This window comes from Bartonella sp. 11B, assembly GCF_002022625.1.
Taxonomy (GTDB): Bacteria; Pseudomonadota; Alphaproteobacteria; order Rhizobiales; family Rhizobiaceae; genus Bartonella; species Bartonella rochalimae.
In genome coordinates, this window is the sequence record NZ_CP019783.1 from 990,791 (window position 1) to 1,009,034 (window position 18,244).

Annotated in this window: 15 protein-coding genes; 9 read left to right on the forward strand and 6 right to left on the reverse strand. The window is 33.7% G+C overall.

Annotated features, from left to right (window positions below):
- The first annotated feature begins 40 nt into the window (after positions 1–40).
- Positions 41–658, forward strand: a complete 618-nt coding sequence (locus Bho11B_RS04255) for an invasion associated locus B family protein (protein ID WP_035005823.1) — start codon at positions 41–43, stop codon at positions 656–658.
- A 77-nt stretch (positions 659–735) separates the two neighbouring features.
- On the opposite strand, the gene Bho11B_RS04260 is transcribed toward Bho11B_RS04255, so the two are convergent.
- Positions 736–3,318: a ribonuclease E/G gene (locus tag Bho11B_RS04260; RefSeq protein WP_078673747.1), complete on the reverse strand. Its 2,583-nt coding sequence runs from the start codon at positions 3,316–3,318 to the stop codon at positions 736–738.
- Between the two features lie 580 nt (positions 3,319–3,898).
- On the opposite strand from Bho11B_RS04260, the gene Bho11B_RS04270 reads away from it, so the two are divergent.
- From Bho11B_RS04270 to prfB, 3 genes are all read left to right on the forward strand, one after another.
- Positions 3,899–5,131, forward strand: coding sequence for an N-acetylmuramoyl-L-alanine amidase (locus tag Bho11B_RS04270; RefSeq protein WP_078673749.1), 1,233 nt, complete (start codon positions 3,899–3,901; stop codon positions 5,129–5,131).
- 171 nt (positions 5,132–5,302) lie between these two features.
- The gene (locus tag Bho11B_RS04275; protein ID WP_078673750.1) at positions 5,303–7,768 is read left to right on the forward strand and encodes a penicillin-binding protein 1A; all 2,466 of its coding nucleotides are present in this window, start codon (positions 5,303–5,305) and stop codon (positions 7,766–7,768) included.
- A gap of 150 nt (positions 7,769–7,918) precedes the next feature.
- A protein-coding gene (gene prfB / locus Bho11B_RS04280) for a peptide chain release factor 2 (RefSeq protein ID WP_153300820.1) occupies positions 7,919–9,032 on the forward strand; the annotation gives its coding sequence in 2 pieces (ribosomal slippage) (positions 7,919–7,987 and positions 7,989–9,032; 1,113 coding nt in all).
- 22 nt (positions 9,033–9,054) lie between these two features.
- On the opposite strand, the gene Bho11B_RS04285 is transcribed toward prfB, so the two are convergent.
- Positions 9,055–9,534, reverse strand: coding sequence for a peroxiredoxin (locus Bho11B_RS04285; RefSeq protein WP_035005816.1), 480 nt, complete (start codon positions 9,532–9,534; stop codon positions 9,055–9,057).
- A 199-nt stretch (positions 9,535–9,733) separates the two neighbouring features.
- Positions 9,734–10,987 carry a tyrosine--tRNA ligase gene (gene tyrS, locus Bho11B_RS04290; RefSeq protein WP_035005814.1) on the reverse strand — a complete coding sequence of 418 codons (1,254 nt, stop codon included), beginning with the start codon at positions 10,985–10,987 and terminating at the stop codon, positions 9,734–9,736.
- Positions 10,988–11,751: 764 nt separating this feature from the next.
- Here tyrS and Bho11B_RS04295 point away from each other — a divergent pair.
- Positions 11,752–11,964 (forward strand): DUF3126 family protein, encoded by a 213-nt coding sequence (locus Bho11B_RS04295; RefSeq protein WP_078673752.1) that lies wholly within the window; start codon positions 11,752–11,754, stop codon positions 11,962–11,964.
- Between the two features lie 41 nt (positions 11,965–12,005).
- Here the strand turns inward: Bho11B_RS04295 and radC are convergent, their stop codons facing one another.
- The 3 genes from radC to sfsA are packed head-to-tail and all read right to left on the reverse strand — an operon-like array spanning position 12,006 to position 14,354.
- Positions 12,006–12,800 carry a DNA repair protein RadC gene (gene radC, locus Bho11B_RS04300; RefSeq protein WP_078673753.1) on the reverse strand — a complete coding sequence of 265 codons (795 nt, stop codon included), beginning with the start codon at positions 12,798–12,800 and terminating at the stop codon, positions 12,006–12,008.
- Between the two features lie 17 nt (positions 12,801–12,817).
- Positions 12,818–13,648: a type I methionyl aminopeptidase gene (map, locus tag Bho11B_RS04305; RefSeq protein WP_078673754.1), complete on the reverse strand. Its 831-nt coding sequence runs from the start codon at positions 13,646–13,648 to the stop codon at positions 12,818–12,820.
- Positions 13,641–14,354, reverse strand: coding sequence for a DNA/RNA nuclease SfsA (gene sfsA, locus Bho11B_RS04310; protein WP_078673755.1), 714 nt, complete (start codon positions 14,352–14,354; stop codon positions 13,641–13,643). The genes map and sfsA overlap by 8 nt, the downstream gene beginning before the upstream one ends.
- A gap of 288 nt (positions 14,355–14,642) precedes the next feature.
- Between sfsA and Bho11B_RS04315 the strand changes: the two genes are divergently transcribed.
- From Bho11B_RS04315 to ttcA, 4 genes are all read left to right on the forward strand, one after another.
- Positions 14,643–15,464: an RNA methyltransferase gene (locus tag Bho11B_RS04315; RefSeq protein ID WP_035005807.1), complete on the forward strand. Its 822-nt coding sequence runs from the start codon at positions 14,643–14,645 to the stop codon at positions 15,462–15,464.
- Positions 15,465–15,471: 7 nt separating this feature from the next.
- Positions 15,472–16,284, forward strand: coding sequence for a glutamate racemase (gene murI / locus Bho11B_RS04320; RefSeq protein WP_035005806.1), 813 nt, complete (start codon positions 15,472–15,474; stop codon positions 16,282–16,284).
- 163 nt (positions 16,285–16,447) lie between these two features.
- Complete coding sequence (rpsD, locus tag Bho11B_RS04325) at positions 16,448–17,065, forward strand: 30S ribosomal protein S4 (RefSeq protein ID WP_078673756.1); 618 nt, start codon at positions 16,448–16,450, stop codon at positions 17,063–17,065.
- Positions 17,066–17,366: 301 nt separating this feature from the next.
- A complete protein-coding gene (ttcA, locus tag Bho11B_RS04330; protein WP_035005802.1) occupies positions 17,367–18,215 on the forward strand; it encodes a tRNA 2-thiocytidine(32) synthetase TtcA in 849 nt (282 codons plus the stop codon).
- Positions 18,216–18,244: the final 29 nt, after the last annotated feature.

Below are 18,244 nucleotides of genomic sequence, written 5' to 3' on the forward strand. Positions count from 1 at the left end.
GAAATTGTTCTGAAAGCGTATTGAAAGGATTAACTTAATCATGTCGCATAAAAATACTTACTTTTCTGTTTCAGTATTAGCTGGAGCTGTTGCTTTTTTTCTTACCATCCATACTCCAGCAAATGCACAGAGTTTATCCCAAGGATGGTATAAAGTTTGCAATAAACAGCATGATGTTGATATTTGTAATACGATGAATACAGTTGTAGCAGATACTGGTCAGCCTTTAACAGCTATTAATTTAGTTGAAATAAAAGGCAAACAAAATGAACGACGCATAGGCCTTCAAATACCTACAGGGCGTTTGTTACCAGAAGGCGTTCATATTCAAATTGGAAATGATTTCTCTAAAAAAATTCCTTATGTTGTTTGTAATTCAACCAGCTGTATTGCCAACGATGCTTTAGATGATAAGCTTATTTCTGCTATGAAATCTGGTTCAAAAATGGTTATAACTACTGTTAATGTGCGTGGAGCAGCTAATCCTGTAGAATTTTCTCTTAAGGGTTTTACTGCAGCATATACAGGCCCTGGTATGGATGAAAAAGCTTTCCAAGAAGAACAAGTAAAATTGCAGAAAGCTATTCAATCAAAGCAAAAAGAGATTGAAGATCGTATGAGAGCTGAACAAGAAAAAGCAAAAAAAACAGCGAACTAAAGAAGAAATTTTAAGTTATCTTTTAATATTTATCTGTTTAAACCGCTATAAAATATTTTATAGCGGTTTTTAATTAATTATTTTTTTGAGAAAAAACCTTTACGTTTCCACCAACCTACACGCTCAGTTTTTTTATTAGTTTCAACTTCTGATGATGTCACAACAGGCTCAGTGGGTGTTGTTACAACTGAAGAAGAAATATGTTCAACAATTTTTTCAATTACAGGTTCTTGTTCTGTCATTTCAGTTGTTTGCACAGATTTCTTAGTTGCTATTTTCTTTCGTATTTTCAGTGCTAACTTTTTTGTATTTGTAGAAATCACTTCATTTGCGATTTCACTTATTTCTTTTATTTTAGTTTTTCGATTAGACTTGGTAACTAATTTTTCCTCAACAAGTTCTGGTTTTGGTATTGTTACGTTTTTGTCATTTGTAAGGACTTGTTTATTTTGTAAAATTTCTGAAGTTTTTACATTACGCTTCTTAGATTTAATAGCAGTATGGGCCTCTCTAGTTTTATTTTTCTGTATACCGCTTAAATCGTTTTTATAATAGCTATCTTTACTAAATCCAACAGTTTCAGCAGCTGGAACATTATAATGCTGGCGATGTTCTGCTTTAATTTCTTCTAAAGCTTTCTTAGCAAAATCTCCAACAGGCTCTGCATAGGAGATACGAAACTGAGAGTTATTGCTCTGATTAGACCGACCTCCACGACGTCCACGACGACGCCCGCGGCGACGAGTATCTTCAGCATTGGGAGTATCATTTTTATGAGTAGCAGGAAAAATACTACCATTATTAGATTCCATCTGTTGATTTTTATGCTGACGTTGTTTGTTGTTGTCAACGGTTTTGCTTTTTATTAAGATAGAATTTTCAGTTTCTTTTGTATCATTATCCTCAATAACTGTTGAAGAAAGGGGGGCCTCTTTTGCTATTGAGCCTTTAGAAATAGTGAAATGTTGTGTTCCAACACTATCATCGGCTTCAATGTTAATACTGAGCCCAAAACGTGTTTCTAAATTAACAAGAATATGGCGTTTATGATTTAGTACATAGAGTGCTATTGTTACAGGAGTGCGTACAATAATATTATATTGCGAATTGTGGAGAAGATATTCTTCAATCGAACGCATCACATGTAAAGCGATCGATGATTCAGAGCGTATATTTCCAGTTCCAGCACAATGCGGGCAAGGTTGTGTAGTGCTTTCTAGAACGGATACACGAATCCGTTGACGACTCATTTCCATAAGGCCGAAATGTGAGATATGACCAACCTGAATACGAGCGCGATCGTGTTTTAAACAATCTTTTAACTTTTTTTCAACAAGCTTAATATTACGATTTTCTAGCATATCAATGAAATCAATTACAATTAAACCCGCAAGATCACGCAACCGCAATTGGCGTGCTACCTCTTCTGCAGCTTCAAGATTAGTTTGTAATGCTGTTTTTTCAACAGAATGCTCTTTAGTAGAACGACCAGAATTTACATCAATAGCGACAAGCGCTTCTGTTTGGTTAATAACCAAATAACCTCCAGATTTTAAACTAACCTGCGGGTGCAACATTTTATCAAGCTGAATTTCGATATCATTATGCGTAAAAATAGGAGTAGGATTACGATAAGGTTGAACAACTTTCGCATGACTTGGTATAAGCATGCGCATAAAATCTTTAGCTTCACGATATCCTTGATCTCCCGAAACAAGAATTTCATTAATATTTTTATTATAAAGATCACGAATAGAACGCTTTATAAGGTTACTTTCTTCGTGAATTAAACACGGGGCCGTTGATTTAAGTGTTAATGTGCGAATAGTATCCCATAGACGCATGAGGTATTCATAATCACGCTTAATTTCAGCTTTTGTTCTATTTGCTCCAGCTGTTCGTAAAATAACTCCCATGCCTTTTGGAACGTCTAGTTCTTTTACAATATCTTTAAGACGTTTGCGATCTTGTATATTGGTAATCTTTCGTGAAATACCGCCACCTCGAGCTGTATTAGGCATTAAAACAGAATAGCGACCCGCTAGAGATAAATAAGTCGTGAGTGCTGCACCTTTATTACCACGCTCCTCTTTAATTACTTGAACTAATAAAATTTGACGACGTTTAATGACTTCCTGAATTTTATATTTACGCCCCTGTTTACGGGGGTAGGCAGGTAATTCTTCAAGTACATCTTCTGCTCCAACCATTTCTATGTCATTATTAGAAAAGTCAAGTATTTCTCCAACATCATCAGCTATAACATCATTTTCAATATTCGTTGCTATAACATTATTACTTTTATTTTTTTTTAAGGATTTTTTATTTGAAGTTGTTTCCTCAATGGGAGCATCTTCATAATTTTCGTTAATAGCGGCTTTCTCCTCTTCAAGGAGAGCAAGTCGATCAGCAATAGGAATTTGGTAATAGTCGGGATGAATTTCTGCGAAGGTTAAAAAACCATGGCGATTACCACCATACTCAATAAAAGCAGCTTGAAGTGATGGTTCTATACGCGTAATACGCGCTAAATAAATATTACCTTTAAGTTGTTTTTTGTGTTCTGACTCAAAGTCAAGTTCTTCAATTTTATTGCCATGAACGACAACAACACGTGTTTCCTCTGGATGAGAGGCATCGATAAGCATTTTGTTTGACATAAGTTAAAATCCTGAAGGCGACATGTGTAACTTTATTAAAAAAAACAGTATAACTATTTGCAAAAATAAAGGACTGTCTGCCATAAAAAAGGGGGGCCGATATAACAAAACAGACTGCTATACGTAAACACATTATAGCATTTACTGTCATTACTCTTGTCTGTTTTATATGACTCATATTTTGAAGTCTCCGGCAAAACAATTTCGAAAACAGTTCGGATAACCAAACCAATGAATCTTAAATTACGTAATCCTACTGTATTGAGGAATAAAGACTTTTTACTTATAAAAAGCGCAAACGCATAATACGTGATAAACCTTTTAAAGACAACTTAATATGGATTATCAATAATTTTCTAATACCAGATGGTTACATTACCTAAGAATCTTAATATGCTCTTTTATGTTGATATTATGCTTTTGGCAAGTAATAATGTAACTTCTGAATATATAATACAATATAATAACTGTCTTGAGTTTGATTTTTTTGACATTTGTGGCTAAAAGATTCAACGCTTAAATTGGAAAATATAAATATATACTTTAAAATTAATAGCGAATACAAAAAAGCATTTCACTTATGATTAGACGATTTTTTAATAAAAAGCCAAAAATTGGTGGTTATGGGAATGTTTTTTTGCATTTTGCATGCTATTTACTATTTTTTTTAATGTTTCAGCCTCATATTAAAGCCGCTCATGCATTAAAATTTATTAATTTGCAAACCGTTAATATTAACTCATCTACACGTATTATTGCAGTTTTTAATGCTAAACCAAATTTTCATTTAGAGATTTTAAACAAACCCACACGTTTGGTGATTAATTTACCTATAGTTGATTTTTCAACGCAAAATAAATCTCCAAGCAAAAAAAATATTTTATCGGATATGCTATTAGATGTACATTATGATTTTTCTGATACGCAGGCTTCACGTATTATTCTTACGAGTAAAACTACTTTTTCTATAAAAAATAGTAGGGTGGAAAAATTAAATAATGGCTTATGGCAAATATTAATTGATATTACTCAAAGTTCACAAAAAGATTTTAACGAAGCACTGAAAAATCAACAAAAAATTCATCATGGTATAAAAACACGAATAAATCCAGAAAATCATTTTCGCGTTGTTCTTGATCCTGGTCATGGGGGAGTTGATAGTGGCGCACGAGGTATTACTGGAATTTTAGAAAAAAATATAACACTTATTTTTGCTCGTGCATTACGAGATGAATTAGAAAAAGACTCCAATATTCATGTTATCTTAACACGTGATTCTGACGAATTTTTAAGATTAAGCGAAAGAGTTAAAAAAACACAAGATTTTAATGCTGATCTTTTTATATCCATTCATGCAGATAGTATTAAGATTCGTTCTCTTCGTGGTGCTACAGTATATACTCTTTCTGAGAAAGCTTCTGATACAATTGCAAAGTCTTTAGCTGATCATGAAAACAAAGTAGATTTTCTTGATGGATTAATAGCAGAAGAAATACCTGAGGTTACAGATATTTTAATTGATCTTACTCGACGTGAAACTCAAATGTTCTCGATTGATTTCGCTGATCGTGTTATTTTAAACTTATTAAAAAGTAAAATCAATTTGATAAATAATCCTCATCGATATGCTGATTTTTTAGTTTTAAAAGCTTCAGATATTCCTTCTATTTTAATAGAAATAGGTTACTTATCTAATAAAGAGGATGAAAAATTATTAAATGATTCTCAATGGAGAGAAAAAATGGTTATTGCCATTGCAAATTCCATTCGCCAATTTGCGGCAGATCGACAGAAAACTATACAGTCTCTTTAAATATATGGAGAGATAGAGTAAACAACATTATTATCTTAACATGATTATCTTAACATGAAAAATAAATAATAGTCTTACATTTGTCTCACTATTAGTGAAAATAACATTTCATTAGTGATAAATAAGGTATATTCTGTCTAATAAATTCTAAAGAAAGTGATACCCATTTCAATGATAATTTTTTTTAGATATTTTTTGAGTTTTTCTAAAGTTATTGGACTTTGTGGAGTTATGATGTGGGTAATAATAACTCCTAATCAAGCTAAAGGGCTTCCTGATTATGAAGTTCTTTCATTATATGAACCACCTGTGATGAGTCGTGTTCACGCTGCAAATGGCCGTCTTATGGCCGAATTTGCTACCAAACATCGCCTTTATTTACCTATCAAATCAATACCAAAAATTCTTAAAGAAGCTTTTATTTCAGCTGAAGATAAAAATTTTTATCATCATTTTGGCTTAGATCCTGCAGGGCTCTCTAGAGCTTTAATCAAAAACATTATGAATATTGGTTCTGGCCAACGTCCAGAAGGAGCTTCAACTATTACACAGCAGGTTGCTAAAAACTTCTTTTTAAGTTCGGACGCAACACTTGAGCGTAAATTAAAAGAAGCCATCTTAGCAATGCGTATTGAGAAAACTTATTCAAAAGACCATATTCTTGAACTTTATCTCAATGAAATTTATCTTGGTCGAGGTACTTATGGTGTTGCAGCAGCTTCGTTGACCTATTTCAATAAACCTGTGAGTGAGCTTACTTTAGAAGAATGTGCTTATTTGGCTGCTCTTCCTAAAGGTCCAGCAAATTATGATCCATTCAAACATATACAACGCGCCGTTGATCGGAGAAATTGGGTTATAGATAGAATGGTTGCAAATGGATATATAACATCAGAACGGGGTAAGAAAGCTAAAGAAACGCCTTTGAAAGCAGTCATGCGTGGTCGTGATAGCTATGTTTTTGCTGCTGATTATTTTACTGAAGAAATACGCCGTCATTTAATGAATCTTTATGGAGCTACAACACTTTATGAGGGTGGGCTTTCAGTTCGTGCAACACTTGATCCAAATTTTCAGCTTATTGCGCAACGTTCTTTGAGAAATGGTTTAATTAGATTTGATCATTCGCAAGGATGGCGTGGACCTTATAAACATATCAATATCAAAGATGATTGGGATATTATGCTCAGAGATATTCCTGGATTAAGTGATGTACCTGAGTGGCGTTTAGCAGTTGTTCTTTCTGCAGAGATGAATACAGTAGAGATTGGTTTACAACCACAGCGTCAAAATTCAGGTTCACTATCACAAAAAAAAGAAATTGCGACATTATCCGAAGCTGAATCAAAATGGGCTTTGAATATTATTGACAAAAATGGTCATCGGAAAACTGTTCAGAATTTATCAAATGTTTTGCAAGTTGGAGATGTTATTTTTGTTGAAAGAGTATCAAATAAGAATGATACTTATCGTTTACAACAAATTCCTAAAATTGAAGGGGCTATTGTTGCCATGGAACCTCATACAGGACGGGTTCTTGCAATGGTAGGAGGATTTTCTTTTTCTGAATCTCAATTTAATCGAGCAACGCAAGCTTATCGCCAAACGGGTTCTGCTTTTAAACCCTTTGTTTATTCTGCAGCGCTTGATAATGGATATACACCAGCATCAGTCATTTTAGACGGTCCCGTTGAAATACGTCAAACTAATGGGCAAATTTGGCGACCTAAAAATTATGGTGGTACATTTGCAGGACCTTCTACATTACGTTATGGAATTGAGCACTCTCGTAATCTTATGACTGTACGGCTTGCCAATGATATGGGCATGTCTCTTGTTGCTGAATATGCAGAACGTTTTGGTCTTACAGATAAAATGCAACCTTATCTTCCCATGGCTTTAGGAGCTGGAGAAACAACACTTTTACGGATGGTAACAGCTTATTCAATTATTGCTAATGGTGGACGTTCTATTGAACCTTCTCTTATAGATCGAATTCAAGATCGTTACGGCAGAACTATTTACCGTCATGATAATCGTCTATGTGAAAATTGTAATGTTCAATCGTGGGATGATCAAAGCGAACCAACATTAATCGATGAACGAGATCAAGTTCTTGACTCTATGACAGCTTATCAAATTACATCGATGATGGAGGGGGCTGTTCAACGTGGTACAGCTACGCGTTTACGTTATCTTAATCGGCATATCGCTGGTAAAACCGGTACAACCAATAATTCTAAAGATATATGGTTCATAGGATTTACACCTGACCTTGTTGTTGGTGTTTTCATGGGATATGATCAGCCGGCTTCATTGGGGCATAACGGAACAGGAAGTTCATTAGGAATACCAATTTTTAGTGAATTTATACAAGCTGCTTTGCAAGGTAAACCAGATGTGCCATTTAAAGTACCAGAAGATATGATTTTAATACCAATTAATCGCAAAACAGGTATGTTTGCTCAAGCAGGAGATAATGATGTTATTATAGAAGCATTTAAACCAGGAACTGGCCCTGCTGATATATATCAAGTGATTGGTGGAACAGACTTTTTTCAAGAAGGAATTCCAACAGTTACTACTTCTCCACAAGTTAATAAAGCTCTTCAAGATGGTGGCGGTGGATTATATTAATTGAAAAGAAATTCTTCTGATAGGATAAACAAATATAAATAATATTTTCCAGGTTATTCATAATTGAGATTTAATAAATAACTTTGTAAAATTATTAGAATAAAAATTCAAAAAAATTATTATTTAAAATAATGGCTCAGGTATTAAATTATGCGAGTAGAAATAGAAACATTAGTTAATGAAATTCAGCAGGCGATTAGTTTGCTAAGGAGGCATCTTTAACTGGGATCAGTCATTAAAACGTCTTGAGTATCTCAATCAAAAAGCAGAAGATCCATCGCTTTGGAATGATGCACAAAAAGCACAAGATATGATGCGTGAACGTCAAAATCTTGAAGATTCGATGAATAGCACTCAGTTATTCACACAAATGCTTGAAGAATGTATTGAGCTAATAGCAATGGGTGAAGAAGAAAATGACGTGGAAATTATTACTGAAGCTGAAAATACAATACGTCAACTTAAAAGCGAAATAGACAAGAAACAAATTGAGACGCTCCTTTCGGGAGAAGCAGATTCAAACGATACTTATTTAGAAGTTCATGCTGGAGCAGGGGGAACAGAAAGCCAAGATTGGGCTTCTATGCTTTTGCGTATGTACACTCGTTGGGCTGAACAACACAAAATGAAAGTTGAAATATTAGAAACTCATGATGGTGAAGAAGCAGGTATAAAATCAGCTACTATTCTTGTAAAAGGGTATAATGCTTATGGTTTGCTAAAAACTGAATCAGGTGTTCATCGTTTAGTTCGTATTTCGCCATATGATTCAAATGCAAGACGACATACTTCCTTTGCAAGTATTTGGGTTTACCCGGTTGTTGATGAAAATATTGAAGTTGATCTATCAGAATCAGATGTTCGTATTGACACGTATCGTGCATCAGGGGCTGGAGGGCAACATGTTAATACAACAGATTCCGCAGTACGTATTACGCATATAAAAACTGGTATTGTTGTTCAATGTCAAACGGAGCGTTCTCAACATAAAAATAAGGCAACAGCGTGGTCGATGTTACGTGCACGCCTTTATGAAGAAGAATTAAAAAAACGAGAGGAAGCAACTAACGCGGCTGAGGCGTTTAAAACAGAAATTGGCTGGGGACATCAAATTAGATCTTATGTTCTTCAACCCTATCAGCTTGTTAAAGATTTACGTACAGGAGTTGAAAATGCTGATCCACAAACTGTACTCAATGGTGATCTAGATACATTCATAGAAGCAGCGCTTGCTCAACGTGTTCATGGAAAAAACAAGAACTGAAAGATATTAATTAATTGTAGCATTATTGTACAACACGCAGAGCACGTGCAGCAGCTAAAACATTTTCAGCATGTCCAGATACACAAACTTTACGCCATTCTTCAGCGATTTTTCCAGCTGAATCAATTAGAAAAGTACTCCGTTCAACACCCATATATTTACGTCCATACATGCTTTTTTCAACCCAAACACCATAAGCATCAAGTGTAGTTTTTTCTTCATCTGAAACAAGGATAATATCAAGTTTATGCTTTGCTTTGAATTTATCATGTTTAGCAATATTATCTGGAGATATACCAATAATTGCGACTCCGATTTCATCAAACTTCTCTTTCAATCGGGTAAAATCAATTGCTTCATTTGTGCATCCACTCGTGTCATCTTTTGGATAAAAATATAAAACAACTGATTTTCCTTTAAAATCGGAAAGGCATAATTGACCTCCACCATCACGCGGCAAATTAAAATTAGGAGCGGTATCGCCTTTCATTAACTTTGTCATTACATTATCTCTATCTGTTACATAAAGCCATTTTATAAGATGTGAACATTAGGATGAATTGCTCAAAAAAATTTCTCTATCATAATATAGTGTACTAATATAATCAAAAAATGAATTAGAGATATTCATCTTAAAATATAAACTTTTTCATTTATCAATCTAGAAAATTATCTCATATAACTAAAATAGTTATAAATAATTATATTGGCTTAACTAAAACATGTTTTTTCTTACCAAAAGACAGCTTAATTACTTCATCTGCATTGACATCTTTTTCAACAATAAGGTGTGTTTCATTTTCAATAATTTGGTCATTTACACGTATACCACCACCTTGAACATATCGACGTGCTTCACTATTTGATTTAGCGAGCCCTGCTTGTACTAAGAGAGTAAGCAATCCAATGCCTACTTTTAACTCTGTAGCATTGATTTTAATACTTGGAAGATTTTCTCCAAATGTTTTTTCTTCAAAGGTTTTACGTGCTGTTTCTAACGCTTCATTTGCGAGAGTACGGCCATGTAGCATTGCTGTAATTTCCGTTGCAAGAATCTTTTTCGCTTCATTAATTTCAGTACCTTTTAATGCAGAAAGTTTGGCAATTTCAGTCATTGGTAATGTAGTATAAAGCTTCAAAAATCGTGTAACATCAAGATCTTCCGTATTACGCCAATATTGCCAAAATTGATAAGGAGAAAGCATATCTGCATTGAGCCATATAGCACCATTGAGTGACTTACCCATTTTCGCCCCAGAAGAAGTTGTAAGCAATGGTGAAGTTAATGCGTATAATTGCGGTGTTCCTAAGCGATGTCCTAATTCAATACCATTTACAATATTACCCCATTGATCGGAACCACCCATTTGTACCCGTAAGCCATAGCGTTTATTAAGCTCTACAAAATCATAAGCTTGCAAAATCATATAATTGAACTCAAGAAATGATAAAGAGTGTTCCCGTTCGAGTCTCAGTCGTACAGAATCAAATGATAACATGCGATTAACTGAAAAATATTTCCCCACATTGCGCAAAAACTCTAGATAGCTCAAATTGCATAGCCATTCAGCATTATTCACAATACATGCATCAGTTTTGTTATCACCGAATGTTAAGTAGCTCGTAAATATTTTTTTAATGCTCATGATATTTTGAGCAATATCATTGTGTGTTAAAAGACGCCGAGCTTCATCTTTAAAGGAAGGATCACCAATTAAGCCTGTTCCACCACCCATCAATACAATAGGGCGATGACCGGTTTTTTGGAACCAATGAAGCATCATGATTTGAAGAAGACTTCCAGCATGTAGGCTTGAAGCTGTAGGATCAAACCCAATATAAGCGGTTACAGTTTCCTTTAAAAAAAGGTCATCTAAGCCTTTTTCATCTGAAATTTGATGGATGAATCCCCGTTCGCTTATAATACGCAAAAACTCAGATTTAAAAGCATACATGGATCTCATTCCCTATAACTATATATTACTTATATATTATGCACTTAATACAATTTTTATTATCAAATAATACACAATCCACAAGAAACGGGAAATTTCAGCGAATGTGTAATGACAGACTGATAAAAGAAGAAAATATATAAATGATATATATTTTTATTCTTTTGAATCCTTATCAAAGTCTTATATTTTAATGCACAATGTAATTGCTCGCTTTTAATAAAAGGCAATATACGAGCTTTTATAAAAAAATTACAATAATCACAATTATGAGATTTACAAATAGTTATAATAATTAAAATTTATGATACTGGACTTAAAATGAATTTATAATCTTAACTTTAGGATATCAATAATACTAATTTATTGAATAAATTATATTTTTTTAGTTTTTATATTGAAATGAGTAAAAATCTCAACAAAAATTTTTCGTAAGACTTTATAAAAAATAAATAACAATACGTGATATTTTTATAAAATATGTAATCTATCATAACCAGTTCTAAAAGATTATAATAAGTACTTGGCTTTTATTTATACATAGGAGGAAGAGCCTTTCTGCTATGTGTTTATCGAATAAATTTTAGCATTACAAATTTTGTGTAAAGGTCATTTAATGAAGTTTATAAAAAGTAATCTTTCTTATATATGGATTACTGATTGAGGATTTAGACTAAATCTTTTATCTTTATAAATGGTAATAAAAGCAGCTTATTGATACAATAATGCATTAAGTTGATCATCTCAAAATAGAGGAGAGTGCAGTGAATGTTGATGAGATCAAAAAACTTGATAGTTATTTTAAAACCAAATTTCAAAATTCGTCCTTACAAATAAAGGCTCGGCCTAAAAAAAATGATTCTTGCGAAGTTTATATTGGAGATGAATTTCTAGGTGTCATTTATCGCGATGAAGATGACGGTGAAGTATCTTACAATTTTTCTATGGCTATATTAAGTATCGACTTAGATAATTAATACATAATTGTGATTAAATGAAATTTCTCTCTAAGTGAATTTTATATAAGCTTCAGCTCTTTAAAACTTGTATAATTATTACGGGCAATAATAATGTGATCATGAATAGTAATTTCTAATGCATTTGCAGCATCTTTTAATCTATATGTCATTGATATATCTGCTTTAGAAGGTGAAGCATTACCTGAAGGATGGTTATGAATTAAGATCAATCCTGATGCCGATAATTCCAAAGCTCGAGAAATTACTTCACGAGGATAAACGGGAGTATGATCAATAGTTCCAGTTTGTTGTACTTCATCAGAAATCAAACCGTTCCTTTTATCAAGAAATAACACACGGAATTGTTCACGCGTTTCATGAGCCATCACAGCTTTGCAATAAGCTAATACTTTATCCCATGAAGAAAAAATATCACGTTTATATAATTGTGCACGCGCTAAGCGTCCTGCTACATCTGAAATAATTTTTAGATCAACAGCAGTAGCCGGACCACATCCTTCAATTTCTTGAAGACGATGAATATCAGCTTTTAATACATCAGCTAATGAACCAAAACTCGCTAATAAATTTTTAGCTATCGGTTTTATATCGGCTCGAAGGATAGTGCGAGAAAGCAATAGTTCAAGATATTCATAATCTTCAATTGCATTACCCTTCGTCTTTAAATAGCGTTTACGAAGACGCTCACGATGTCCTTGATAATGTTTATTTATCTTTGAATTTTTCTTAATTTTTTTATTATTCGTTTGTGATACTGGATGAGATGGAACACTTGATGTTAGTTCAAAGAGACTGTTTTTGGCGCTTACATTTTTATAGGTCTTTTTTGCCATGGTATTTCTATATTTATTTAATTATTTGAATTTAAAGTATAAAAAATATTTTTAGGAGACTCAGTGAATATTTCACATCCCTCACTTGTTACGCCAATTGTATGTTCGTATTGTGCTGTCAGAGAACGGTCGCGGGTAACTGCAGTCCAACCATCGGATAAAACCTTAATTTCTGGTTTGCCAAGATTAATCATAGGTTCAATAGTAAAGATCATGCCTTGTTTAAGCTCTACGCCTTCACCTGGTTTTCCATAATGTAAAATATTTGGCGCATCATGAAAAAGTTGGCCAATTCCATGTCCACAAAAATCTCTTACAACGGAGCAGCGTTCAGATTCTGCATAATGTTGAATGGCAGCACCAATATCACCTGTAGTTGCTCCAGGTTTTACTACAGCTATTCCTCTCATAAGGCTTTCATGCGTTACTTGTATTAAGCGTTCTGCAGCACGCTTGATTTGTCCAACGGGATACATACGACTCGAATCTCCGTGCCAACCATTAAGAATAAATGTGACGTCAACATTGACAATATCACCTTCTTGCAAGGGTTTTTCATTTGGTATGCCATGGCAAACAACATGATTAATGGATGTACAACATGCATGCTCATATCCGTGATAATTCAAATCAGCGGGTAAAACACCTCGCTCAGCCCCAAAAACAAAAACAAAGTTATCAATTTCTCGTGTTGTAATACCAGGCTTAATAATATTGGTGAGAGCATCCAGACATTCTGCGGCAATACGACCAATTTTACGCATTTGAGAAAAAGCGTAATCATCGAAAATACGGATTTGTCCATTAAATCTTAAGGGAGCTTTATTATATTCAACATAACTAACCATTTTTTTTTCTATTTTCTATCTTTACTTGATGAATCGGAAAAATACCCTCAACACTTACGTGACATTTTATAGCATAAAATTCTACCCCTGATTTTAATGCTAAATCAAATTTACATCCATAAATGGGATCAAGGTCATGACAAACTGTAAAAGCTGAACAATCTTCTCGTTGAATTACATAGAGCATAGCAGCTCGTTTTCCTTGTTGCACAATTTTTATGAGTTCTTCAAGATGACGTGCACCACGTTTCGTTATGGTATCGGGAAATTCTGCTAAACCTTTTTGTCGTATGAAATGGACATTTTTTACTTCTAAATAACATTCAGATAAATCATTATTACGTAAGAGAAAATCAATACGTGATTGCCCATAGCATTGTTCGCTTAAAATTGTTTTATAATCACTAAATTCAGGCAATAACCCATTTTGAATTGCTTCCAGAGCAAGTTTATTTGCTAAAGTTGCATTAATACCAACTAAGGTATTATCTGCCTCAACAATTTCTAATCGATATGGGTATTTCCGTTTTGGGGTATCACTATATGAAAGCCAAACATTAGAATCAGAAGTTGTTAATCCAAGCATCGAACCAGTATTAGGAACAGAAACCGTAAAGATGTGTTGATCACTTTTTTTGACATCAGCAAGGAAGCGTTTATAACGACAAATGAGTTTTGCAGGATGAAGTTTAGAAACAAAGAGCATACAGCCTTTATTAAAGTGTATGATCTTTTAATTCAACTCAGATAATAATTGAAGAATTATACTAATGTTATCTTAGTGTTTAAATAACGCCTTTGTAATTAAGGTATTATTGTTATAAATATTTTAGTTATTTTTCTTTAAAAATTCATTATTTCTATTGATTATTCAATCAATAGAATAGCATCATTTGCAAAAATAAATTAGTTATGGTTGCCTTCAATAAGGTTATTTCATGAAATATTTATTTAAAAATAATGAAGGCATAATTTATGGAAACTGGTGAAGTGAATGGCTGGAACAAATAGAAAAGGTCAAAATGTAATGAATGGCCCAATTATTGTTTTAGTTGAGCCACAATTATCAGAAAATATTGGGATGGTAGCGAGAGCAATGGCTAATTTTGGTTTATCGAAGCTTCGACTTGTTAAACCACGAGAAATATTTCCAAATGAAAAAGCTAGAGCGACAGCCAGCAAAGCAGATCATATCATTAATGATACACTAATATTTGATACATTATGCGATGCAATTGCAGATTTAAATTATGTTTACGCTACAACAGCACGTGAAAGATGTGGTTTTAAAACTGTTAAAAGTGCCGTGGAAGCTGCAAATATTTTGCGTTATTATGAGAATATTGGCCATAAGACAGGTATTTTATTTGGAAGAGAAAGGTGGGGATTGGAAAATAATGAAATTAGCCTTGCTGACGAGATCATTACTTTTCCAGTTAATCCTGCTTTCGCATCACTTAATATAGCTCAAGCTGTTTTATTAATAGCTTACGAATGGATGAAATCAGGTTTGGAAGATTCGAATGATACAGCTTTTCGTGCAGTAGAGCTCAAACCAGCTGATAAAGCAACACTTCATGGTTTTTTGTCACAGTTGGAAGATGCTCTGGATGTTCGTGGATATTTTAGACCTCAAGAACGTAAAGAAGTAATGGTTACCAATATACGCTCTGTTTTTACACGCGCAAATTTTAGTGAGTCTGAAATTCAGCTCCTACGAGGTGTTATATCTTCACTGGATCATTTTTCTCCTAAATTTCCACGAGGGAGTGGAGCCCCCGAAGGGCGTGACCGCAAAAAATTAAAACAAATGTGAATACCTAATGAGTAAACAATCTCTTCTTTTTTTTGATAGTGGTATTGGTGGATTAACGATATTAAGAGAAGTACGCCTTTTTGTCTCCGAATACCAATTTATCTATATTGCTGATAATGCAGGATTTCCCTATGGAATTTGGGAAGAAGAGATTTTAAAACGCCGTATTTTAAAGATTTTTACATATCTTTTAGAACTTTATAATCCTGCTTTATGTGTGATTGCGTGTAATACAGCTTCTACATTAATGATAAAAGATTTACGACGAGCATTTCCAAATATTCGTTTTGTAGGAACTGTCCCTGCAATTAAATTAGCAGCTGAACAAACAAAATCTGGTGTTATTTCAGTATTAGCAACTCCTAGCACAGTTAGATGTGCATATACACATGAATTAATCAATTCTTTTGCTGATCAATGTCATGTACAGCTTGTCGGAAGTGAAAAGCTGGCAGGATTTGCCGAAAATTATTTACATGGTTATCCTGTCAATCATGAAGAATTACGCCATGAAATTTTGCCATGTTTTATTGAAAAAAATAGTAAACTAACTGATACTATTGTATTAGCCTGCACGCATTACCCTTTTCTGATTAACTTATTTCGTGAACAAGCTTTATGGCCCGTTGATTGGATCGATCCAGCTAAAGCTATAGCTAAACATATAAGATCATTATTACCAATCAATGTCCAAAACAAGAATATGAAGAAACATACAGATTTCGCTTTGTTTACATCACAAAATATAAGTCCTGCAACTGAGAATTTATTGCAAAAATTTCACTTAAAAGTAATGAAGGGAGTTGACTTTAAATTGTAAGATAAGTAGAAATCAAAGTGTTTTTTCTGAGAACAATCACTAATTAACGTGTCCCGTGGGTGATTTTGCAATTAATGCATGAGTTATCCTGTCAGTTTTCTTTTTTGAAAACAGAGGAGGGTGCGTTTCCTTAAGATTTAATTTTTTATTTAAAGGAAATGCGATGAGTAAACGCGAAACAACAAAACATAAAATTGACCGCCGTATGGGAGAAAATATCTGGGGGCGTCCAAAATCTCCAGTGAATCGTCGTGAATATGGTCCTGGGCAACATGGTCAACGTCGTAAAGGAAAACTTTCTGATTATGGGGTTCAATTGCGCGCTAAGCAAAAACTAAAAGGATTTTACGGTGATATTTCAGAAAAGCAATTTCGTAAAACTTATGAAGAGGCCGCTCGTCGCCGTGGTGACACGGGTGAAAATCTTATAGGTCTTCTAGAGTCACGTTTGGATGCTGTTGTTTATCGTGCAAAGTTTGTGCCTACCATTTTTGCTTCTCGTCAATTTATTAATCATGGTCATGTTAATGTAAATGGTCGTCGTACAAATATTCAGTCATACCGTTGTAAACCAGGTGATGTGATTGAAGTTCGTGAAAAATCAAAACAGCTTGTCTTAGTTTTGGAATCTATACAATTAGCTGAGCGTGATGTACCTGAATATATTGATGTAGATCATAACAAGATGAAAGCAACCTTTACCCGTATACCCGCTTTTGCAGATGTTCCGTATGCTGTTCATATGGAACCGAATTTGGTTGTTGAGTTTTACTCTCGTTAGGCTTTAATATAGAGATCATTGTTTTAATTTTCGCTATATATTAAAAATTGTTATGCTATTTTTTATTTATTAGCAGCAGCAATGTTTTCAATACTATAAGCTAAGTGTGATTTATTCTTATTTTCTATAGCAATGCGTTTTAGTGTTTTTTATTTGTATAATTCAAACGTACAAATTGATTAACATAGACTTAGACTATGTTATGTCTACTACTGCATTATGATTTATCATTGGAGGATTAAGCCATTATATTATACAGAGTTATGATATTATAAATTAAACCTTAATCAAATTTTGTGTAATGAAAAAAAATATGGATACAAGCGATCCTTCGGAAGAAAAAACTGATGATTGTCATCCGATGTTCCGGGTTGCACCTTCAACTGTACAATTTAATAAATTACGTAAACGGCTTTTGCGCCATATACGGCAGGCGTTAGATGATTTTGCTATGCTTTCTTCAGGAAAAAAATGGCTTATTGCGTTATCAGGTGGAAAAGATTCTTATGGTTTACTAGCACTTTTACTTGATCTAAAATGGCGAGGTCTTCTACCTGTTGACATTTTAGCTTGTAATCTTGATCAAGGTCAGCCAGGTTTTCCAAAGCATATTCTTCCTGATTTTTTAAATTATTATCAGATTCCATTCCGCATTGAGTATCAAGATACTTACTCAATTGTTACAGATAAATTAGCACAAACACAAACATATTGTTCACTTTGTTCTCGGTTACGACGTGGACATTTGTATCGTATTGCACGTGAAGAGGGATGTTCTGCTTTGGTGCTTGGGCATCACCGTGATGATGTTTTAGAAACATTCCTCATGAATTTATTCCATGGTGGACGATTAGCAGCTATGCCTGGAAAACTTATAAATGACGAGAGAGATCTTTTTGTTTTACGTCCTCTTATCTATGCTGCTGAAGAAGATATGGAGAAATTTTCCCAAGCGATGCAATTCCCTATCATTCCTTGTAATTTTTGTGGGAGTCAAGATGGTTTACAGCGCAATGCAATGAAAAAAATGCTTAATGATATTGAAAGAAAAATGCCCGGGCGTAAAGACACCATGATTCGCGCCTTGACCAATGTTCGTCCTAGTCATTTGCTTGATAAAAAACTTTTTTCTTTTAAAAATTTATTATAATTATAAGTACTAATAAAATAAGTTTAAAT

What these genes read in the sequence shown, in the direction of transcription:
- sfsA (WP_078673755.1), bottom strand. Translation starts at nt 14,354, where the DNA reads ATGCTCTTTGTTTCTAAACTTCATCCTGCAAAACTCATTTGTCGTTAT.
- murI (WP_035005806.1), top strand. Translation starts at nt 15,472, where the DNA reads ATGAGTAAACAATCTCTTCTTTTTTTTGATAGTGGTATTGGTGGATTA.
- Bho11B_RS04275 (WP_078673750.1), top strand. Translation starts at nt 5,303, where the DNA reads ATGATAATTTTTTTTAGATATTTTTTGAGTTTTTCTAAAGTTATTGGA.
- Bho11B_RS04260 (WP_078673747.1), bottom strand. Translation starts at nt 3,318, where the DNA reads ATGTCAAACAAAATGCTTATCGATGCCTCTCATCCAGAGGAAACACGT.
- map (WP_078673754.1), bottom strand. Translation starts at nt 13,648, where the DNA reads ATGGTTAGTTATGTTGAATATAATAAAGCTCCCTTAAGATTTAATGGA.
- Bho11B_RS04255 (WP_035005823.1), top strand. Translation starts at nt 41, where the DNA reads ATGTCGCATAAAAATACTTACTTTTCTGTTTCAGTATTAGCTGGAGCT.
- Bho11B_RS04285 (WP_035005816.1), bottom strand. Translation starts at nt 9,534, where the DNA reads ATGACAAAGTTAATGAAAGGCGATACCGCTCCTAATTTTAATTTGCCG.
- radC (WP_078673753.1), bottom strand. Translation starts at nt 12,800, where the DNA reads ATGGCAAAAAAGACCTATAAAAATGTAAGCGCCAAAAACAGTCTCTTT.
- ttcA (WP_035005802.1), top strand. Translation starts at nt 17,367, where the DNA reads ATGAAAAAAAATATGGATACAAGCGATCCTTCGGAAGAAAAAACTGAT.
- tyrS (WP_035005814.1), bottom strand. Translation starts at nt 10,987, where the DNA reads ATGTATGCTTTTAAATCTGAGTTTTTGCGTATTATAAGCGAACGGGGA.
- rpsD (WP_078673756.1), top strand. Translation starts at nt 16,448, where the DNA reads ATGAGTAAACGCGAAACAACAAAACATAAAATTGACCGCCGTATGGGA.
- Bho11B_RS04270 (WP_078673749.1), top strand. Translation starts at nt 3,899, where the DNA reads ATGATTAGACGATTTTTTAATAAAAAGCCAAAAATTGGTGGTTATGGG.
- Bho11B_RS04315 (WP_035005807.1), top strand. Translation starts at nt 14,643, where the DNA reads ATGGCTGGAACAAATAGAAAAGGTCAAAATGTAATGAATGGCCCAATT.